General features: G+C 65.2%; 16 protein-coding genes and 1 pseudogene. 8 read left to right on the top strand and 9 right to left on the bottom strand.

The genetic code is table 11. The features are described from left to right. Nucleotides 1–137: pseudogene (locus CVM73_RS27620) on the top strand (IS110 family transposase); the annotation flags it as partial. Between the two features lie 357 nt (nt 138–494). On the opposite strand, the gene CVM73_RS27615 reads toward CVM73_RS27620, so the two are convergent. Continuing rightward, a complete protein-coding gene (locus CVM73_RS27615; protein WP_100234949.1) occupies nt 495–1,334 on the bottom strand; it encodes a protein-disulfide reductase DsbD domain-containing protein in 840 nt (279 codons plus the stop codon). A 142-nt stretch (nt 1,335–1,476) separates the two neighbouring features. On the opposite strand from CVM73_RS27615, the gene CVM73_RS27610 reads away from it, so the two are divergent. After that, nucleotides 1,477–2,121, top strand: a complete 645-nt coding sequence (locus CVM73_RS27610) for a YqgE/AlgH family protein (RefSeq protein WP_100234948.1) — start codon at nt 1,477–1,479, stop codon at nt 2,119–2,121. A gap of 124 nt (nt 2,122–2,245) precedes the next feature. Here the strand turns inward: CVM73_RS27610 and CVM73_RS27605 are convergent, their stop codons facing one another. Both CVM73_RS27605 and CVM73_RS27600 read right to left on the bottom strand, forming a co-directional pair. Continuing rightward, nucleotides 2,246–3,133 (bottom strand): TauD/TfdA dioxygenase family protein, encoded by an 888-nt coding sequence (locus tag CVM73_RS27605; RefSeq protein ID WP_100234947.1) that lies wholly within the window; start codon nt 3,131–3,133, stop codon nt 2,246–2,248. 98 nt (nt 3,134–3,231) lie between these two features. Further along, the gene (locus tag CVM73_RS27600; protein ID WP_167407092.1) at nt 3,232–4,011 is read right to left on the bottom strand and encodes an SDR family NAD(P)-dependent oxidoreductase; all 780 of its coding nucleotides are present in this window, start codon (nt 4,009–4,011) and stop codon (nt 3,232–3,234) included. 96 nt (nt 4,012–4,107) lie between these two features. On the opposite strand from CVM73_RS27600, the gene CVM73_RS27595 reads away from it, so the two are divergent. Beyond that, the gene (locus CVM73_RS27595) at nt 4,108–4,845 is read left to right on the top strand and encodes an SDR family NAD(P)-dependent oxidoreductase (protein ID WP_100234945.1); all 738 of its coding nucleotides are present in this window, start codon (nt 4,108–4,110) and stop codon (nt 4,843–4,845) included. Between the two features lie 64 nt (nt 4,846–4,909). Beyond that, nucleotides 4,910–5,284: a CsbD family protein gene (locus CVM73_RS27590; RefSeq protein ID WP_100234944.1), complete on the top strand. Its 375-nt coding sequence runs from the start codon at nt 4,910–4,912 to the stop codon at nt 5,282–5,284. Between the two features lie 163 nt (nt 5,285–5,447). On the opposite strand, the gene CVM73_RS27585 is transcribed toward CVM73_RS27590, so the two are convergent. Then, a complete protein-coding gene (locus tag CVM73_RS27585; RefSeq protein WP_100234943.1) occupies nt 5,448–7,154 on the bottom strand; it encodes an SGNH/GDSL hydrolase family protein in 1,707 nt (568 codons plus the stop codon). A 166-nt stretch (nt 7,155–7,320) separates the two neighbouring features. After that, nucleotides 7,321–8,706: a lytic murein transglycosylase gene (locus tag CVM73_RS27580; protein ID WP_208639248.1), complete on the bottom strand. Its 1,386-nt coding sequence runs from the start codon at nt 8,704–8,706 to the stop codon at nt 7,321–7,323. A gap of 204 nt (nt 8,707–8,910) precedes the next feature. Between CVM73_RS27580 and galU the strand changes: the two genes are divergently transcribed. Further along, complete coding sequence (gene galU, locus CVM73_RS27575) at nt 8,911–9,786, top strand: UTP--glucose-1-phosphate uridylyltransferase GalU (RefSeq protein ID WP_100234942.1); 876 nt, start codon at nt 8,911–8,913, stop codon at nt 9,784–9,786. A gap of 183 nt (nt 9,787–9,969) precedes the next feature. Here the strand turns inward: galU and CVM73_RS27565 are convergent, their stop codons facing one another. Further along, nucleotides 9,970–11,466, bottom strand: a complete 1,497-nt coding sequence (locus tag CVM73_RS27565) for a sensor domain-containing diguanylate cyclase (RefSeq protein ID WP_100234941.1) — start codon at nt 11,464–11,466, stop codon at nt 9,970–9,972. A gap of 142 nt (nt 11,467–11,608) precedes the next feature. On the opposite strand from CVM73_RS27565, the gene CVM73_RS27560 reads away from it, so the two are divergent. Further along, a complete protein-coding gene (locus CVM73_RS27560) occupies nt 11,609–11,872 on the top strand; it encodes a DUF7662 domain-containing protein (protein WP_167407091.1) in 264 nt (87 codons plus the stop codon). Nucleotides 11,873–12,089: 217 nt separating this feature from the next. On the opposite strand, the gene CVM73_RS27555 is transcribed toward CVM73_RS27560, so the two are convergent. Continuing rightward, the gene (locus CVM73_RS27555) at nt 12,090–14,966 is read right to left on the bottom strand and encodes an EAL domain-containing protein (protein ID WP_167407090.1); all 2,877 of its coding nucleotides are present in this window, start codon (nt 14,964–14,966) and stop codon (nt 12,090–12,092) included. 153 nt (nt 14,967–15,119) lie between these two features. Continuing rightward, nucleotides 15,120–16,118 (bottom strand): NAD(P)H-quinone oxidoreductase, encoded by a 999-nt coding sequence (locus tag CVM73_RS27550; RefSeq protein ID WP_100234940.1) that lies wholly within the window; start codon nt 16,116–16,118, stop codon nt 15,120–15,122. Between the two features lie 113 nt (nt 16,119–16,231). Between CVM73_RS27550 and CVM73_RS27545 the strand changes: the two genes are divergently transcribed. Continuing rightward, on the top strand, nt 16,232–16,423 hold the full coding sequence (locus tag CVM73_RS27545; protein ID WP_100234939.1) for a DUF1192 domain-containing protein: 192 nt from the start codon (nt 16,232–16,234) through the stop codon (nt 16,421–16,423). 581 nt (nt 16,424–17,004) lie between these two features. After that, nucleotides 17,005–17,514 (top strand): protease adaptor protein RcdA, encoded by a 510-nt coding sequence (rcdA, locus tag CVM73_RS27535; RefSeq protein ID WP_100234938.1) that lies wholly within the window; start codon nt 17,005–17,007, stop codon nt 17,512–17,514. 209 nt (nt 17,515–17,723) lie between these two features. On the opposite strand, the gene rpmE is transcribed toward rcdA, so the two are convergent. Further along, complete coding sequence (gene rpmE / locus CVM73_RS27530; RefSeq protein WP_024337552.1) at nt 17,724–17,951, bottom strand: 50S ribosomal protein L31; 228 nt, start codon at nt 17,949–17,951, stop codon at nt 17,724–17,726. Nucleotides 17,952–18,060: the final 109 nt, after the last annotated feature.

Raw genomic sequence — 18,060 nt, 5'->3', positions numbered from 1 at the left:
AGACGCCGAAGCAGGCAGCCGTGGCGCTCGCCAACAAGACCGCCCGCATCGCCTGGAAGCTGATGACGACAGGAGAGGATTATGACAGCGCGCGGCTCGATGCCCGAGCCGATGTCCTAGGGACAGCCGCCGCGTAGTTGAGAGATTCGGCCGACCGGCGGGGTCGCCCACCGGCTGAACCGGAGCTGCAAGAGCAGAGGAGATGGTGCGATCGATCGACCGAAGATGCGAGCAAATCCGTGGGACCCATTGGCCGATCAAGGTCGCGTGGTTGATTGGAACTCGCATCGCGGAAACCATCTTGGCCAGCGGCCCAACACGCCGCACCAACAGGCCGGACATATGGATGCAAGCGATCCGATCAAACCCTTAGCAAAGCTCTTGTGCCACGGAGGCCGTCCACATATGGGTCCCGCATCCGCCCTTACGCTTGTCCGGGACGACGGTGAATGTGTGGTGCCCGCGGGGTAACTCAGTTGCCGTTCGGACGACACTCACTCCAAATTCGTATTGAACTCGTACGCCTTCTCCGGGCCGACCAGCGTGAACTTCAGCGCGGCGCCATTCGGCTTGGCGCCCGGCGGCAGTCCGTCGAGCTCGAACGAGAAGCGCATCACCCCGGGCGGGCTGGGCTGTACCGGCGCCGGAATCGGCAGCGCCCAATCGGGTGTCGGGCCTTCCACGAACAGATTGACGTTGCGGCTGTCCGGCGTCACCACGTCGACCACTACATTCTTAGGCCCGTCGCGCTTGACGTCGCGGATGGTGAGCGGGTTGGGGTCGCCGATATTGGCCGGCTTCGGCACGGCATCGAGCGCGGCACGCAAGTTTGCATCCTCGGTCGAGGCGACACTGTTGAAGCCGAGCTCGGCGCTGGCCTCGACCGGAATGCAAAGCTTCTCGCACACCGCATAGTTGATTTCGGCGCGCAAGGTCACCGGCTTGTCGGCGGCCTTGGCGACGATGCGCAGGGGCAGCACGACCTGGTTGTGATAGCCGATCGAATGGCCGCCCGCGCCGTCGTCGAATTTCAGCGGCGCCGGCCACATGATCGTCACCGCCTCGACATTGTCGGACTTCGAGAAGTCGAACCGGGGTGGAACGCCAGAATCGCCGGGCGTGCGCCAGTAAGTCTTCCATCCCGGCTGGAGCTGGAACGCGATACCGCCAAGCAGGACCGCGCCGCTGCGCGATCCCGCCAGCAGCCGCACCGCGGAATGTCCGTCGCGCTGCCACGGCGACGCGTCATCGGCACGGGCGGCGATGGCTAACGACGACGCAAGCAGGGTTGTTGCGACGCCAATCGCCGCACGCAGGGGAACTCTCGTGAGCATGGCACGTCTTTACAGGGTCGCCTAGGGTCAAACCATTGAATTGCTTGTGATGGATGCACTTGAATCAAGTCGCCGCAAGCCTTGATTTGACAGCCGCCCGGCCCGACATCAGGATAGGAATTGAAACCGGAGTGCTTCACCGATGGCTCCCACAGGCAAGAGGACGGGCGAAGGCACCCGCAGCTCGGGCCCCGCGCTGCCCAATTCGGCCGGTTATCTCGACGGCCGGCTCCTGATCGCAATGCCCGTGATGGGCGATTCCCGCTTCGAGCGCTCGGTGATCTATCTCTGCGCCCATTCCGCCGAGGGAGCGATGGGCATCATCGTGAACCACCCTGCCGGCAGCATCGACTTCCCCGAGCTGTTGCAGCAGCTCGGCATCATCAAGAAGGGCGAGCACATCAAGCTGCCGGAGAATGCCGAAAGCATGAAGGTGCTGCGGGGCGGCCCGGTCGACACCGGCCGCGGCTTCGTGCTGCATTCCAGCGACTTCTACATCGAGAACGCGACGCTGCGGATCGACGAGGGCGTCTGCCTCACCGCGACCGTCGACATCCTGCGCGCGATCGCCAACGGCTCCGGCCCCAAGCACGCCATCCTCGCGCTCGGCTATGCCGGCTGGGCACCGGGACAGCTCGAGACCGAGATCCAGAGCAACGGCTGGCTGCATTGCGATGCGGATGCGGATCTGATTTTCGGCGACGACGTCGACGAGAAATACGGCCGCGCCCTGCGCAAGATCGGCATCGACCCCGGCATGCTCTCGAACGAGGCGGGGCACGCGTAGCTGCATCCTCGCTGTCATGCCCCGCGAAGGCGGGGCATCCAGTACGCCGCGGCCTTCCCGTATCCCATCAGCGCCTCTGGAATACTGGACCGCCCGCCTTCGCGGGCGATGACGAGCGTTTGGATCACTCCGCCGCCTGCTGCTGCACCGTCGGCTCGGTGCCCGCCACCGTCGCGCGGCGCATGTCGCGGGGCTGGGACTGGTCGTAGCGGCGGACGCGGTGCATGGTCTGGCGGTTGTCCCACATCACGAGGTCATGCAGCTTCCATTTGTGCACGTAGACGAATTCTGCCTGCGTCGCGTGCTCGTTGAGGTCGCGCAGCAGCAGCCGGCCCTCGGGCACGCTCATGCCGACGACCTTGCCGGCATGCGATGAGAGATACAGCGATTTGCGGCGATGGATGGGATGGGTCCGCACCAGCCGTTGCAGCACCGGCTTGAACATCTCCTTCTCTTCGTCGGTGTATTCGGTGAAGCCGAGCGGTCCCCGCGAATACATCAGCGAGTGCTCGCAGACGAGGTCCTCGATCTCCGCCTTGGTCTCGTCGTCGAGCGCATCATAGGCCGCGCGCATGTCGGCAAATTCGGTGTTGCCGCCCTTCGGGTTCACCACGCGCGCCGACAGCAGCGAGAATTTCGCCGGGATGGGCCGGAACGAGCTGTCCGAGTGCCACAGGCAATTGCCGAGGTTGAACAGATTGGCGCGGCTGTCCTTCGGCAGCGGCTTGCCGTCCTTGCCGAGGTTGGAGACGTCGTTCAGGCCCGAGGTGAGGCGGTATTCATCCGCCTTGGTGATGTTGCCACCGCGCGCGTCCTCGCGCTGGCCGAAATTCAGCGCAAAGGTCATCTGCTGCCCGTCGGTGATGTCCTGGTCATGGAAAACCAGCACCGCATATTTGTCCATGGCCGCCTCGACCTCGCGTGCTTCGTCTGATGTCAGAGGCTTGCGCAGATCGAGGCCGGAAACCTCGCCGACAAAATGCTTCTGAAGCTGCCGGATGGCGATCGTCATGACGTTCTCTCCCGCGTGCCGCGAACGGTTGGTCCCGTTCTGTCGGCGAAAAAGTTACTCCCGGACTCGTGGTTGTCAACGCTCGGCGCGCATGGCTCTCACGCATTCCGCGCCATCAGCCCGCCGTCGACCGGGATCACGGCGCCGGTGAGGAAGGACGCTGCCGGCAGGCACAGGCTCAGCGTCATATGCGCGACCTCCTCGGGATCGCCGTAACGGCCGAGCGCAGTGCGGCGCCTGGCGTAGATGGTCTTGTGCTCCTCGGAGATGCGGTCGGTGATGGCGGTGCGGATGGGTCCGGGGCAGATGCAGTTGACGGTGATGCCCTCGCGGCCGAGCTCCACCGCCAGCGAGCGCGTGAGGCTCGCAACGCCACCCTTCGCTGCCGAATAGGGGCTGTGCAATGCGGTGGCCCCGAGCGCCTCGGTCGAGGCGATGTTGACGATGCGCGGGCTCTTCGACTTGCGCAAATAGGGCAGCGCGGCGCGGATGATGCGCGGATGCGCCGTCAGCATCACCGCGATGCCCCTGGCCCATGCGTCTTCGTAAGCTTCGTCGTCGATCGCGACACGCACCGAGATGCCGGCATTGTTGACGACGATGTCGAGGGCGCCGAAATGCGCGGCGACATCGCCGACCACGCGCGTGATCTCGCCGGCGTCGGCGACATCGAGCTTCCACGCCCTTGCAGCGCCACCGCTCGCCGCAATTTCCTTGGCGACCCCGAGCGCGCCTTGCTCGTCGTAATCGGTGACGGCAACGTTGGCGCCCTCACTCGCGAATACGCGCGCCGTGGCGCGCCCCATGCCGCAGGCCGCGCCGGTGACGAGAACGGTGAGGCCCTTCACGGACCGGCTGAGCTCTCTAAACTCGGACATGCTGTTTCCTCGCGCAGGGCTTGTTCTTGTTGTGATTGACAAGGCTGGCATCGATCCGCAGACAGGTCAAACAAGCAAGACAAGAGGGAGGCCACGATGGCGAACGAGCTCGATTTCTCAGGCAAGCAGGTGCTGGTGGTCGGCGGTTCCAGCGGTATCGGCAACGGTATCGCGCAGGCGTTTCGCACGAGAGGCGCAGCTGTTGCCGTTTGCGGCACGCGTGCTCATGCAACGGAATATTCAGCTGAAGAAGGCTCCGATCTCACCGGTCTCGCTTACGCGCAGCTCGACGTCAGCAACCCCGCTGCGATCGAAGCCTTCAAGCCGTCCTTCGACAGGCTCGACGTCCTCGTGCTCGCGCAGGGCGCGGTGCTCTATCGCCGCGGCGAGTTCGAGATGGCTGGCTTTCGCAAGGTGGTCGAGGTCAACCTGATGAGCCTGATGGCCTGCGCGACACGTTTTCATTCCATGTTGCGGGATTCCACGGGTTCGCTCATCATCGTGTCCTCCACGGCGGCCTATCATTCCACCATGGGCAACCCCGCCTACAATGCGTCGAAGACCGGTGCGGTCGGATTGACGCGGACGTTGGGCGAGGCCTGGGCCGAGGACGGCATCCGCGTCAACGGCATTGCGCCCGGTCTCGTCGACACCAAGATGACGAAGGTGACGACCGACAATCCGAAGCGGCTGGAAGGCGCGCTCGCGCGCATTCCGCTGCGGCGATTGGGCACGCCGGCCGACATGGCGGGCGCGGCGCTGTTCCTGGCCTCGCCGCTGTCGTCCTACATCATCGGCCAGACGCTGGTCGTCGATGGCGGCCTCATTCTGTAGGCAACGGCAAGGAACCGCGCTGCGTCTGATCGGTTACTTCGGCTGATCACCGAGGAGGATTATCATGGACGCGGATCGGATCATTGGATCGGCCAAGGAAATGGCGGGTGGCGTGGAAGGCACCGTCGGCGAGATGGCGGGAGATCCAAAAACGCAGGCGGCGGGCAAGGCGCGGGAAGCCGCGGGCACGGTGCAGAATCTCTACGGCCAGGCCAAGGATGCCGTGCGTGACGCCACGGACACCGCCGCGAGCTACGCCAAGGACGCCTATGAGAATAGCGGCGAGAGCTTCCGCGATGGCACGCAGGCGCTGTCGAAGAAGGTGCAGGACAACCCGCTTGGCGCGCTGTTGGTCGCCGGTGGCATCGGCTTCGCGCTGGCGCTTCTGATGTCGCGCCCCGCGCGCCGTCCGCCGCCGCGCTGGCGCTATTACGGCTAGTCGACAAACACGCTCCTTGTGCCCCGGACGCAGCGCAGCGCCAGAGCGCTGCCGCGCAGAGCCGGGGCCCATTCTTTTGTGAATGTTGTGAGAGAGCTGGGTCCCGGCTCTGCGTCGCATCACCAAGAGGTGCTGCGCCGCGTCCGGGACACGCGACCTTCGCTTACCGGAACATCTCGGCCGACCGTCCGACGTTACCCGGCGGCCGCGGAATGCCGGGATTGGCATTGGGATTCGGATTGCGCGGCGCCGGTGCCAGTTGCCGCGGCGGCGGCTGCGGAGAGCCGAAGCCGAAGAAATCCCGGAACGAGGGCGTTGCCTGCGCCGGCTGCTGCGGGGCGACCTGCGGCTTCTTCGGCGCGAGCTTTGGCGGCGCGATTGCCGCCGCCGCTCCCGGCGAACCCTGCGCCGCGCCGCCTTCGGGTGTCGTTGCGGCCATCGGCGTATCGCCCTTGGCCTGCTCGCGGCCGACTTCCCGGCGCGGCCAGGCATAATCGTCGGCGCGGCCCGCCGGAGCTGCCAGCGGCTCACCCTTCACCATGGTCTTTGCAGCGAGCGCATCGACGGCGGCTGGACGCGTGCCCGGCCCGCCCAGCAATTGATCGGTCGAAATCGAGGCTGCGACCAGCGGCACGATCGGCCCGGCCAGCGGTCGCGGCGCGGGCTTGCCCGGCTCGGCGCTGGTGTCGGGCGTCGCAGGCTCGCTCGGCAGCGCGATCGGGCCGGAGCGCCCCGCAAGCAGGCGCGTGATCTCGCGCTCGACATAGTGCGCGAGCTTGCGCGCGCCGGCCTTGGTGAAATAGACGCCGTCGGAGCTGCGGAGCTGACGGATCTGGCCTTCGAAGTCCGGGCCCTTCTGCAGGAAGCGGCCGGCTTCGTCGACAAAGCCGTCCCAGACGTCGACATAGGTGATGCCGGCCTTGGCCGCGCCCTCACGGTACAGCGAATCCAGGAACAGCGTGTCCGCGGTGCCCTTCGGTCCGCGAACCGCGGGCAGGCCGACCCAGAGCACCGGCACGCCCTTGGCCTTGAGCACGCCCGCGAGCTCCTCGATCTTCTTGCCGTAGAGCTCGACCCAGCGCTCGTCGCGGAATTCGTAGAGGCCGTTCGGGTTGCGCGCCGTCTTTTCCGGCGCGGCCGCCGGCGTGTCGGCATTGTCGGCGTCGTCCTGCGGCAGGTCGGCATCGGCAGGCTTGTCGTCGGGCTTGGCGGCGGTATCGGTGCCGCCAGGCTTGGCGTCGCCGGGCTTCGCCGGTTGCTTGGCGCGCGCGCCCTTGTCGTTCCTCTTGTCCTTGTCCGAGGCCTTGTCCGACTTGTCGGCGGCCGGCTCGCGGATCGCGATGCGGTCGTTGAGGCCGAGCATGACGACGATCACGTCGGGCTTTTCAGTCTCGAGAATGCCCTTGGCCGCCGCCGCCCAGTCCGCGGGCTCACCCTTGGGCTGATACTTGATCAGGCCGGACGTGGTCTTGTGCTTGCGGATCACGCCCATGTCGGGCTGCTCGGTATAGGCGTCTTCGAGGCCGTAGGCGAGCCAGTCGGCCATGGCGTCGCCGATCACCAGCACGTTCTTCTCAGGAATCGTGTCGCGCTTGGCTGGTGCCGGCGCGCGCGAAAAATCCTGCCGTGGTGCCTGCGGCGGCGGCTGTTGGAACGGCGCGAAGAAATCGCCGCCGAACCAGCCGCCGCCTCCGCCGCCGCCCCTTGGCGGGGGTGGGGCCGAACGCTGCGGCGGGCCGCCGAAGCCGGGGAAGTTGAAGAACTGGGCCGAGGCAGGTCCTGCGACCGAGACCAGGATCGCAAGCGCCGTCCCCAGCGCGATCAATGGGCCGGTCTCGGTCAGCGCCTTGAACAGGGACTTCTTCGACATGCGATCTCGGGCACGCGCAATGGGATGGGAGCAGTTCGATATAATAGCGGAATCCGGCCGCAAACGGGCAGATTCTCTTTGTGAATTCTCGCCCATACACCGGGGAACACCGGCCCGGTCAAGGCTGGATGCCAAAATCCCCGTTCAAGGTTACTTTGGGGCGATTTTACCGCCCGCGCAGCCGGTCCAGCACGTCGGAGGAGGCAAATCCGTCGGCGGGCACGCCGATCGAGGCCTGGAAATTGCGCAGGGCTTCCCGTGTCTGGCCGCCGAACTGGCCGTCCGGGGTGCCCTTGTAGAAGCCGCGCTGGGCCAGCAGCTGCTGCAGTTCCAGCCGCTCGGTGCGCGACAGCTCCCGCTCCTGGCGCGGCCAGGGCTGCACGAAAGGCTGTCCTCCGCGCAGGCGATCGGCAAAATGGCCGATCGCCAGCGCATAGGCTTCGGCCGGGTTGTACTTCATGATGACGCGGTAATTCTGCAGCATCAGGAAGCCCGGTCCTTGCGCGCCGGCCGGTGCCAGCAGATAGGCCTTCTCCGCCGGATGCGGGAAGGCCTGGTTGTTCGGACGCTTGAGCCCGAGCTTCTCCCATTGCGCGATCGTCATCGCCTTGGCGCGGTCGGCCAGCATGTAGTTGAAGCCTTGCGGCACCACGACCTCGTAGCCCCAGGTCTGGCCGGGCTGCCAGCCGTCCTTCTTCAGGTTGTTGGCGGTCGACGCAATCAGGTCGGTCGGATTGTCGACGACGTCGCGCCGGCCGTCGCCGTCACCATCCACCGCGAAGCGCTTGAACGCGGTCGGCATGAACTGGGTCGGGCCGAAGGCGCCGGCCCAGGAGCCGCGCAACTGCTCCGGGCGCAGATCGCCGCGGTTGAGGATCTCCAGCGCGGAAAGGAATTCATCCTTGAAATAGGCTTGGCGGCGGCCGATGCAGGCGAGCGTCGCGGTCGATTGCAGCACGCTGCGGTCGCCCATCTGCGTCGAGTAGTTGGATTCGATGCCCCAGATCGAGGCGATGATGTAGCGGTCGACGCCGGTGGCCTTTTCGGTGGCGTCGAACTGCGCCTTGTACTTGGCGAGGATCTCGCGGCCCCTGGCGAGGCGGTTGTCGTTCACCAGGATGTCGAGATAGTCCCAGATCGATTTTGTAAATTCCGGCTGCGAGTCCATCAAATCCATGATGCGCAGATCCGGCGCGAGCCCAGCCGTGAAGCGCTGGAAATTCTCCTGCGTGATGCCGCGCCGTGCGGCATCGGGCCACATCGCGGCGACGCAATTGTCAAAATTGCCGGCGGCCTCGCGGATCGCCGCAGCCGTCATCAGCGGATGGCCGGAGGCGCCATCCTCGCCGCTCCAAGGCAATGCTCCCGTCTGCGCGCCGCTTGGGCCAGGCGAGGGTTGCGCGGGCGCCGGGTTCGATCCGGAGAAAATGCCGCCAAACAAATTGGACAGGCCGTTCTGTGCCTGGGCGTGCGCGCCAGCCGGCAGCAGCAAAGCGGCCGCAATGGCCGCTCCGCCAGCCCGTCTTGCCAGTCCTGCCACTGATTGCATCATGTCCCACCCGTCGGCCCAAAAAAATCCGCCACAGGAGGCCTGGTTAGCGTTGCCAATAGCTTAACAAAGGTGAAATTTTGGTGACGGTCTTTTTCTTAACTCTGTCGGAGCGAGGCCCCACATCCGCCTTTGTTGGCGGCTGCAAACAAGCTAGCAAGATGCATTGCTCCGTTCCCATGTTCCCCCAGGTATTCGATCGCTCACATGAAAATTCGCAAAGCCGTATTCCCCGTCGCCGGCCTCGGCACCCGCGTCCTGCCCGCCACCAAGGCGATGCCGAAGGAAATGCTGACCATCGTCGACAAGCCGCTGATCCAGTACGTCTATGACGAGGCGAGGGAAGCCGGCATCGAGCACTTCATCTTCGTCACCGGCCGCAATAAGAACGTCATCGAAGATCATTTCGACCGGATGTTCGAGCTCGACGCGACGCTCAGCCAGCGCGGCAAGAAGGCCGAGCAGGAAATTTTGGCGCAGAACCAGCCCGACGCCGGCGCGGTCAGCTTCACCCGCCAGCAGGCGCCGCTCGGTCTCGGACACGCGGTCTGGTGCGCGCGCGACATCGTCGGCAACGAGCCGTTCGCGGTGGTGCTGCCTGACGAGCTGGTGCTCAACACGCCCGGCTGCCTGAAGCAGATGATCGAGATGGCATCCTCGCTTGGCGAAAAATCCAACCTGGTTGCGGTCGAGGCGGTGCCCGATCACCTGACCCATCAATACGGCATCTGCGGCGTCGGCAAGCGCAATGGCAAGATGTTCGAGGTCGACGGCATGGTCGAGAAGCCGGCCAAGGGCACGGCGCCCTCCAATCTCTCGATCACCGGCCGTTACATCCTCCAGCCGGAGATCTTCAAGATCCTGGAGACCCAGGAGCGCGGCGCCGGCGGCGAGATCCAGCTCACCGACGCCATGATCGGGCTTGCCAAGACGCAGAAATTCTACGGCGTCGAGTTCGAGGGCGAGCGCCATGATTGCGGCTCCAAGCCCGGCTTCCTGCGCGCCAACATCGCCTACGGCATGAAGCGCCCGGAATTGCGCGACGGGCTGATCGCCGAGATGAAGAAGTATCTGGGGCAGTAGCAGCTATCGGTGTCGTCCCTGCGAACGCAGGGACCCATACCGCGTGATCTGTCCATTGCATTCGGTCGAAGTACCGAACGACGAGTCTTCGCCAAACCACTCCCTGGGGTTATGGGTCCCTGCGTTCGCAGGGACGACACTGAGTATTTGGCGGATTGCGTCGCGCTTAGCGACGACAGGCCCTCACGCCACCAGCGACAGCTGCGGCAAGCTGGCAACCACCGACTGGTTGCGCCCGCCGGCTTTGGCGGCATAGAGCGCCTTGTCGGCGGCGGCGATCAGGATCGACCAGTCCATGCCGGCGGCGGGCACGAGGCTGGCGATGCCGCAGGACACCGTCGACATCGCCTGATCGCCGGACCAGCCCTGCACCTTGAGGCGGATCGTTTCGGCGACCTTGAAGGCATCGGCAGCCGAGGTGTTCGGCAACAGCACGGCGAATTCCTCGCCGCCGTAACGCGCGGCGCAGTCGCCGGCGCGACTCACCGAGTCGGAAATGCAGATGGCGATGCCGACCAGCACCTGGTCGCCGGCCTGATGGCCGAACGTGTCGTTGTAGGCCTTGAAATGATCGGCATCGATCATCAACAGCGCGATCGGCGCCTTCTGGCGCATGGCGCGCCGCCATTCGGTGTCGATGACGGGATCGAACTTGCGGCGGTTCTTCAGGCCCGTGAGCGCGTCCGTCGTCGCCATCTCCTCGAGCTTGCGCTCGGCCTCGGCGCGCCGGCCGATCTCGCGCGCGAGCACGAGCGTCGATCCCAGCACGAACAGCGCGAGCGCCAGCACCACGGCGCCGATGCGGAACGCCTCCTTCTCCCAGAGCGCGAACACTGCGGCCAGGGGTTTGCCCGCCACCACGAACAGCGGGCCGCTGTTGCTGCTGCGGACATAGAGCCGCGGCGTTGGATCGACCGGGCCCCGTCCGGAATAGGAGGCGCCGACCGGGAGGTTGTCGGCCTTCCAGTTCTGGCGGTCGTTCAGGTTCGTGCCGATGATGTCGAGATCGAACGGCCGCCGCATCATGATGGTGCGGTCGCGCTTGAGCACGGTGATGGTGTCTTCGGCATCGAGGTTCAGACGCTCGAACAATTCGTGGAAATAGCTGAAGCGGATCGAGCCTGCGACGACGCCCATGAAGCCGCCGTCGGTATCGCTGATGCGCCGGCTCAGCACGATGGAATAGGCGCCGCGAAACAGCATCGGGCGGCTGATGAAGAGCCCGACGCCGGAATTGTCGCGATGAATCCTGAAGTAATCCTCCTCGCTCCGGTTCTCGGGGAGGGGATCGAGCGTGGAGGCGTCGATGGTCAGCCGCCCCTCGGCATCGAAGACCTGGATGGCGCCGAAATGCTTGGCGGTGATCGCATGGTCGAACAGGATCAGGTGACGGATCGTCTTGGAGACCGTCGCGAGCTCGGGCAGCAGCATGCTGCTGGCGACCGCCTTCAGCGACAGATCGTAGATCTCGACGTTGCGGCTGACGTCGGACTCGATGGTGGTCGCGAGGTTCTCTAGCGTCTGGCGGGCGAGCGCCTCCTCGCCGCGGCGCATGTCCAGCATCACATTGACGCAAATGGCGGAGAAGCCGATCACCGTCACCACGGACGAGATGATCAGCAGCTTCGCCGAAATCCGCCACGGCCGGCGGGCCATGACGTCGCGCCATCCAGACAACATCGTTCGCTCCTGGCACTAGTGGATGCGCCCGAAAGCTTGAGTAGTGTTTAAGGCAGGACGGCGCTGCCGCAATGAGTTAAGAATCGGTGTATGCGGCGCACGGTTTTTGGCAGCCGCATGTGAGCGGGACGAGAGGACGATTGTGAACGACTACCACGCGTTGCGCGACTATCTGATGCGGCAGAAGCAGGACGAGTTCGTGCTGAGCTTCGAGCAGATCGAGGAGATCATCGGCGCAGCGCTGCCGCGCGCCGCGCATCGTGCCTCCTGGTGGGACAGCCTGCGCAGCCCCGACATCCAGATGCCGCAACGCGAAGCCTGCCTCGCCGCCGGCTTCGTGGCGACGCGCATGCCCGACGGCCAGAGCGTGCGGTTCAGGAAGCAGAAGAACGAGCGGCGGCGATAGGGCGGCGACGAAGCTGCCGACCTCGGGGTTGATGTAGCGCGCCAGAATCTCTCGCCGTCATCCTGAGGTGCTCGTCCTGCAACGCAGGACGAGCCTCGAAGGGCGACGGCCCGGCTGCATCCCGGCCGTTCATCCTTCGAGGCTCGCCAAGCGCCGCCTCGCGTCGCATGGCTCACGCCTCAGGATGACGGTTCGAAATTGCGCGCGAGTCGCGAGCCTAGCTCGCCGCTTCCAGCCGCACTTCCGTGAGCAGGCGCATCGCCGCGTCGGCGTCCATCGGCTCGCCAAAGGCAAAACCTTGCGCGTATTCGCAGCCCATCTGGTAGAGCTCGACTGCGTCGGAATCGGTCTCGGCGCCTTCGGCCACCACGTCCATGCCGAGGTCGTGCGCGAGCGCGATGATCGACTTCAGGATCACCGGGCGGGTGCCGCGGCTGGTGGTGCGCACGAAGGACTGGTCGATCTTGATGGTGTCGAACGGGAAGCGCTGCAGATAGGCCAGCGAGGAATGGCCGGTGCCGAAATCGTCGAGCGACAGCCCGGTGCCGAGCTCGCGGATCCGCGTCAGCATCTGCGCCGCGTGCTCCGGATTCTCCATCACCAGCGATTCCGTCAGTTCCAGCTTCAGCGTGCCGCGCGCCACCGAGGAGCGCGACAGCACGGTGCGGATGTCGTGGATCAGGTCGTGGCGCAGCAATTGCCGTGACGACACGTTGACGGAGGCGAAGATCGGCTCGCGCGAGCGCATCGCGCGCTGCCACACCGAAAGCTGCTTTGCGGTCTGGTCGAGCACGAACATGCCGAGGTCGACGATCAGGCCGGTCTCTTCTGCGATTGAGATGAACTCCGACGGCGCCATGCGTCCGAGCTTCGGATGATCCCAGCGCGCCAGGGCCTCGAAGCCGGCGACGGAGCGATCCTCCAGCCGCACGATCGGCTGGTACAGGATCGTGATCTCCTGGCGCTCGATGGCGCGGCGCAATTCGCTCTCCAGCGTCAGGCGGTCGGTTTTCCGCGCGCGCATTGCGGGCTTGTAGACGTCGATGCGGTCGCCGCCGATGCGCTTGGAATGATACATCGCCAGCTCTGCGTCCTTGATGATCTCGTCCGTCAGCTGAACTTGCGGATCGGAGAGCGCAAGGCCGATCGAGGCGGTGAGGAAGATCTCGCGATCATTGAAGGCGATCGGCGCGCGGATGGTCTTGCGGATGGTCTCGGCGAAATTGGTGATCCGCGCCGGATCCTGCTCCGACAGCAGGATCAGGCCGAACTGGTCGCCGGCGAGCCGCGCCAGCGTGTCCTGCGGCTTCAGGATGCGGGTGAGGCGGCGGGCGAGCGTCAGCAGGATGGAATCGCCGACCGCGATGCCGACGGAATCGTTGACCTGCTTGAAGCGGTCGAGGTCGATCACCATCAGCGTCGGCCGCAGCGTCGGCACGGTCTTGGCGAAGTTTGCGACCGCGCCGAGCCGGTCCATGAATAGCTTGCGGTTGGGTAGGCCCGTGAGGTTGTCATGCACGGAATCGTGCAGCAGGCGCTCCTCGGCGTTGCGCAGCTCGGTGACGTCGGTGAGCGTGCCGACCACGCGCGAGACCTCGCCGTCGGAGCCGACCACGGGGCGCGCCTTCAGCGCGAACCACATGAAATGGCCGTCCGGCGTGCGCAGGCGGAAATCCTGCACCAGCCGGCCGCGGCGCTGGTCGAGCACGCTGTCGAGCGCGGCGCGGAAACGGTCCTGGTCGAGCGGGTGCAGCACTTCGAGCCAGGAGGCCGCCGGGCCTTCCAGCGTGCCGCGCTTCAGTCCCAGCAGGGCTTCGGTCTCGGGGCTGGTGAACACCTTGTCGGCGGAGACGTCCCAGTCCCAGATCAGATCGCCGGAGCCGGCCAGCGCCAGCGCGCGCCGCTCGATGTCGGAGACGACGCCGGTGGTGGCGCCGCCGCCGGCGAAGGCGTGCTGCATCACCGTGAAGCCGATCAGCATCACGATCAGCACGAGGCCGCCGAGCAGGGCAGGGCCGACGATGTCGTTGGTGACGGAGCCCGCGACCGTCATGCCGGCCGCGACCACCCAGACCACCAGCAGGAACCAGGTCGGGATCAGGAGCACGGCGCGGTCGAAGCCGTGAGTGGAGAGATAGACGATCAGGGCGAAGCCGGCGAAGGCGATCAGCACCAGAGAGATGCGTGCGATGCCGGAGGCGACGGCCGGATCGAACAGCGCGAGTGCGACGAGAGATCCCAGGAACGCCAGCCAACCGACTGTGATGTGCGAATAGCGCACATGCCATCGACTGAGATTGAGATAGGCAAACAGGAACACCAGCAGCGTTGCCGCCAGGATCGCCTCACCCGCCGCGCGCCAGATGCGCTCGGCGTTGTTCGACATGTCGAGCACCTTGCCCCAGAAGCCGAAATCGACCCCGATATAGACCAGCACCGCCCAGGCCAGCGCCGCGGCCGCCGGGAACATGATGCTGCCCTTCACCACGAACAGGATGGTCAGCACCAGCGCAAGCAGGCCGGAGATGCCGATCACGATGCCCTGGTAGAGCGTGAACGAGTTGACCTTGTCCTTGTAGGCTTCCGGCTCCCACAGATACAGCTGCGGCAGCTTGTCGGTGCGCAGCTCCGCAACGAAGGTGACCACGGCACCCGGATCGAGCGTGATGCGGAACACGTCGGCGGTGGCACTTTCCTGCCGTTCCGGCCGATCGCCGATCGAAGGCGTGATGGTCGCGATGCGCGACAGCCCGAGGTCGGGCCATAGCAACCCTGAGGAGACGATGCGGTAATGCGGGGCGACGATCAGGCGGTCGAGCTGGTCGTCGGTGTTGTTGGCGAGCGCGAACACCACCCAGTTCTGGCCGCCTTCGCGGGCGCGCACCTCGATGCGGCGGACGATGCCGTCGGTTCCGGGCGCGGTGGAGACCTGGATGCGGTCGGCATCGCTGCGCTGATGCTCGAGCACGCCGGTGAGGTCGATCGCGGGCGCGTCGCTGCGGACGCTGACGGCGTCCAGCGCGCGCGCGGGAGACGCGGCAACGAGCATCATGAGGCCCAGCGCGATGGGCGCGAGGCACCTGATCAGACGCAAGGTCAGTTCTCCGCGTTCGACGCAAACTCTTCAGTGCAAGGCGAATCTAGAAGGCGAGGTCCGACCGGACCAAAGTGGTTCGGTGCATCGCGATAGATGCCACGAAAGCGAGGAAAATCAAAGGGTTTCCGGCTTGGCCTGTGGGTCGGTGGCCTAGGCCTCCAACACAATTTTGCCAATATGTGCGCTCGTCTCCATGCGCCGATGGGCGTCCGCCGCCTTTTCCAGCGGGAAACTGCTGTCCATCACCGGCTTGATGCGGCCTTCGCGCAAAAGCGGCATCACTTTCTCCTCGATCGCGGCCACCATCGCCGCCTTGTCCGCATTACTACGGGGGCGCAGCGTCGAGCCGGTATGGGTCAGGCGCTTGACCATCACCTTGGCGATGTTGACGCTGACCTTGGGGCCGTTGAGGGTCGCGATCTGGACGATGCGACCGTCGACCGCCGCGGCATCGTAGTTGCGATCGACATAGTCGCCGGCGACCATGTCGAGGATCAGGTTGACGCCGGCCTTGTTGGTCTCTTCCTTGACCACGGCGACGAAGTCTTCGGTCTTGTAGTTGATGGCGCGGTCGGCACCCAGCCTGAGGCAGGCGTCGATCTTGTCCTGCGAGCCCACCGTGACGAACACCTTCGCGCCGAATGCTTTCGCGAGCTGGATTGCCATGGTGCCGATGCCGGAGGAGCCGCCATGGATCAGCAGCGTCTCGCCGGCCTTCAGCCCGCCGCGCTCGAACACATTGTGCCAGACCGTCATCAGGGTTTCCGGCAGCGCGCCGGCCTCCTTGATCGACAGTGCCGGCGGCACGCTCATCGCCTGGGCGTCCTGGGCGATGCAGTACTGCGCATAGCCGCCGCCGGCGACCAGCGACATCACCTTGTCGCCGACCTTGTGCCGCTTGGCATTGCTGCCGACCGCGACCACTTCACCGGCGATCTCGAGTCCCGGCAGGTCGCTGGCGCCGGGCGGCGGCGGATAGGCGCCGGAGCGCTGCGCGACGTCGGGCCTGTTCACGCCGGCGGCCATCACCTTGACCAGGATCTCGTCGGGCCCGGGCTGCGGCACGGGACGTTGTTCCGGCACCAGCACCTCCGGTCCGCCAGGCTTGGAGATGGCGACCACGGTCATTTGCGCGGGCAGCTTGTCCATGATGTGTCCTTGAGCAAAGGTGCGGGATGCAACGAGGCCCTTGCTTAGCCAGCGCGGTGCAGGCTTGCAACCGCCTCAGCCATGTGACAGGCGCGAACGCAGGAGGAACGAGGATGCCGATCGAAGACGACGACCGCCCGCGCAAGAAGATAACGCACGACATCGGCCAGGATCTCTCACTCTTGTCGGTCGAGGAACTGACCGAGCGCGTCGCGCTGCTCAAGGCCGAGATCGCAAGGCTGGAAGAAGCCGCCACCAAAAAGCGCGCCTCGCGCGATGCGGCGAACAGCATTTTCAAGTCGTAAGCCACACGACGACCGTCGTCCCGGACAAGCGCGCCCCAAGCGCGCGCGGATCCGGGACCCATACCCAGATTGTCGCGCGAAGCCGGCAACTCCAAGTCCCGTCACCACATCCGCCTGGGGCTATGGGTCCCGGATCGGCGCTTACGCTTGTCCGGGACGACAGCGGAATGTGTCGCGCCAGCTCGTGCACCATGCTCGGTGGCCTGGTCAGGCCGGTGCGACGACTGCGAGATTGTTCCGCAACGCACTCGGCCGCTGGCCGACATGGCTAACGAACCCTCAAAAAATTAGCTCGTTTACTTCAGATTAAGCTTTCGGGTTTATGACCGGAACTGTCCTCGTTTGGACACCGAGTGGCTCCTGTCCACTCTGTTTGACGCCTCCCTGTTATCAACTTTCAAAGCCGCCGGTCTCCGGCGGCTCTTTTTTTGCTCTCACCACAGTTGCATTCCGAGGAATGACCCGCGGAAACCATATCCGCGCTTGTCACTGGACTCCGCGCTTCCAGCGCGCAATGATTTGTTCATCATAAGCCGGCGCCAAAGCCGGACAGTCAAACAGTTGCGTAAGAGGCGTTAACCATGGAACGTTTGCAGGCCGAGGGCGCTCTCGTTCAACTCAGCGAGCGGTTCACCAATTCTGCGGCGTTCGGCAACCTGTTCCGTGAGGGCATGGACCTCGTCGAGGAAACCGCCGCCTATCTCGACGGCGCCGGCCGCGTCGAGGCCAAGGCGCTCGACCGCGCCGTCAGCCTCACCTATGCGACCGAGAGCATGCGTCTCACCACGCGCCTGATGCAGCTTGCGTCCTGGCTGCTGCTGCACCGCGCGGTCAAGGAAGGCGAGATGACGCTGATGCAGGCCAACCGCGAGAAGACCAAGGTCAAGCTCACCGCCGCCGATCCCGGCCCCGTCGACACCATCGAGAAGCTGCCGGCGCAGCTCCAGGACCTGATCCATCGCTCGATGAGCCTGCAGACCCGCGTACGCCGCCTCGACAGCACGATCCATACCCCGCCGGCCGAGCACGTCGCGATCGGCAACCCGCTGGTGCCGCACCTCAACGCGCTGAAGGCCGCGTTCGAGCGGTAGGGTCGAATCCGCGCACTCTATGTTGAACCGTCACCCTGAGGTGCTCGCCTCTTCGGCGAGCCTCGAAGGGCGACGGCCCGGCTGCTGCACCTCGGCCGTTCATCCTTCGAGGCCTCCGCTTTGCTCCGGCGCCTCAGGATGACGGGTCTAGAAAACAAAAACGCCCCCGGTTCTCCAGGGGCGTTCTTCGTTTCGGCCTTGCGGGCGGCTCAATCCTTTTTGAGGAAGCCCGAAAACTTCTTCTGGAAGCGCGAGACGCGGCCGCCGCGGTCCATGATCTGGGCGGAGCCGCCGGTCCAGGCCGGGTGCGACTTCGGGTCGATATCGAGGTTCAGCGTGTCGCCTTCCTTGCCCCAGGTCGAGCGGGTGAGGTACTCGGTTCCGTCGGTCATGACGACCTTAATCGTATGATAATCCGGATGAATTTCGGCTTTCATGGCAATTCCTCGGCGCTCCGGCGCCTTCTTGGGTGGCTAGCGAATGACGGATTTGGCCGGCTCTATACCTCACGAAACCCCGCAAAACAAGCCATGCCGGGCTTGATGA

The sequence above is a fragment of the Bradyrhizobium forestalis genome (genome assembly GCF_002795245.1).
In the GTDB taxonomy this organism is placed as follows: Bacteria; Pseudomonadota; Alphaproteobacteria; order Rhizobiales; family Xanthobacteraceae; genus Bradyrhizobium; species Bradyrhizobium forestalis.
The sequence above is the reverse complement of the archived record's forward strand: the minus strand, read 5'-3'. Positions and strand labels throughout refer to the sequence as shown.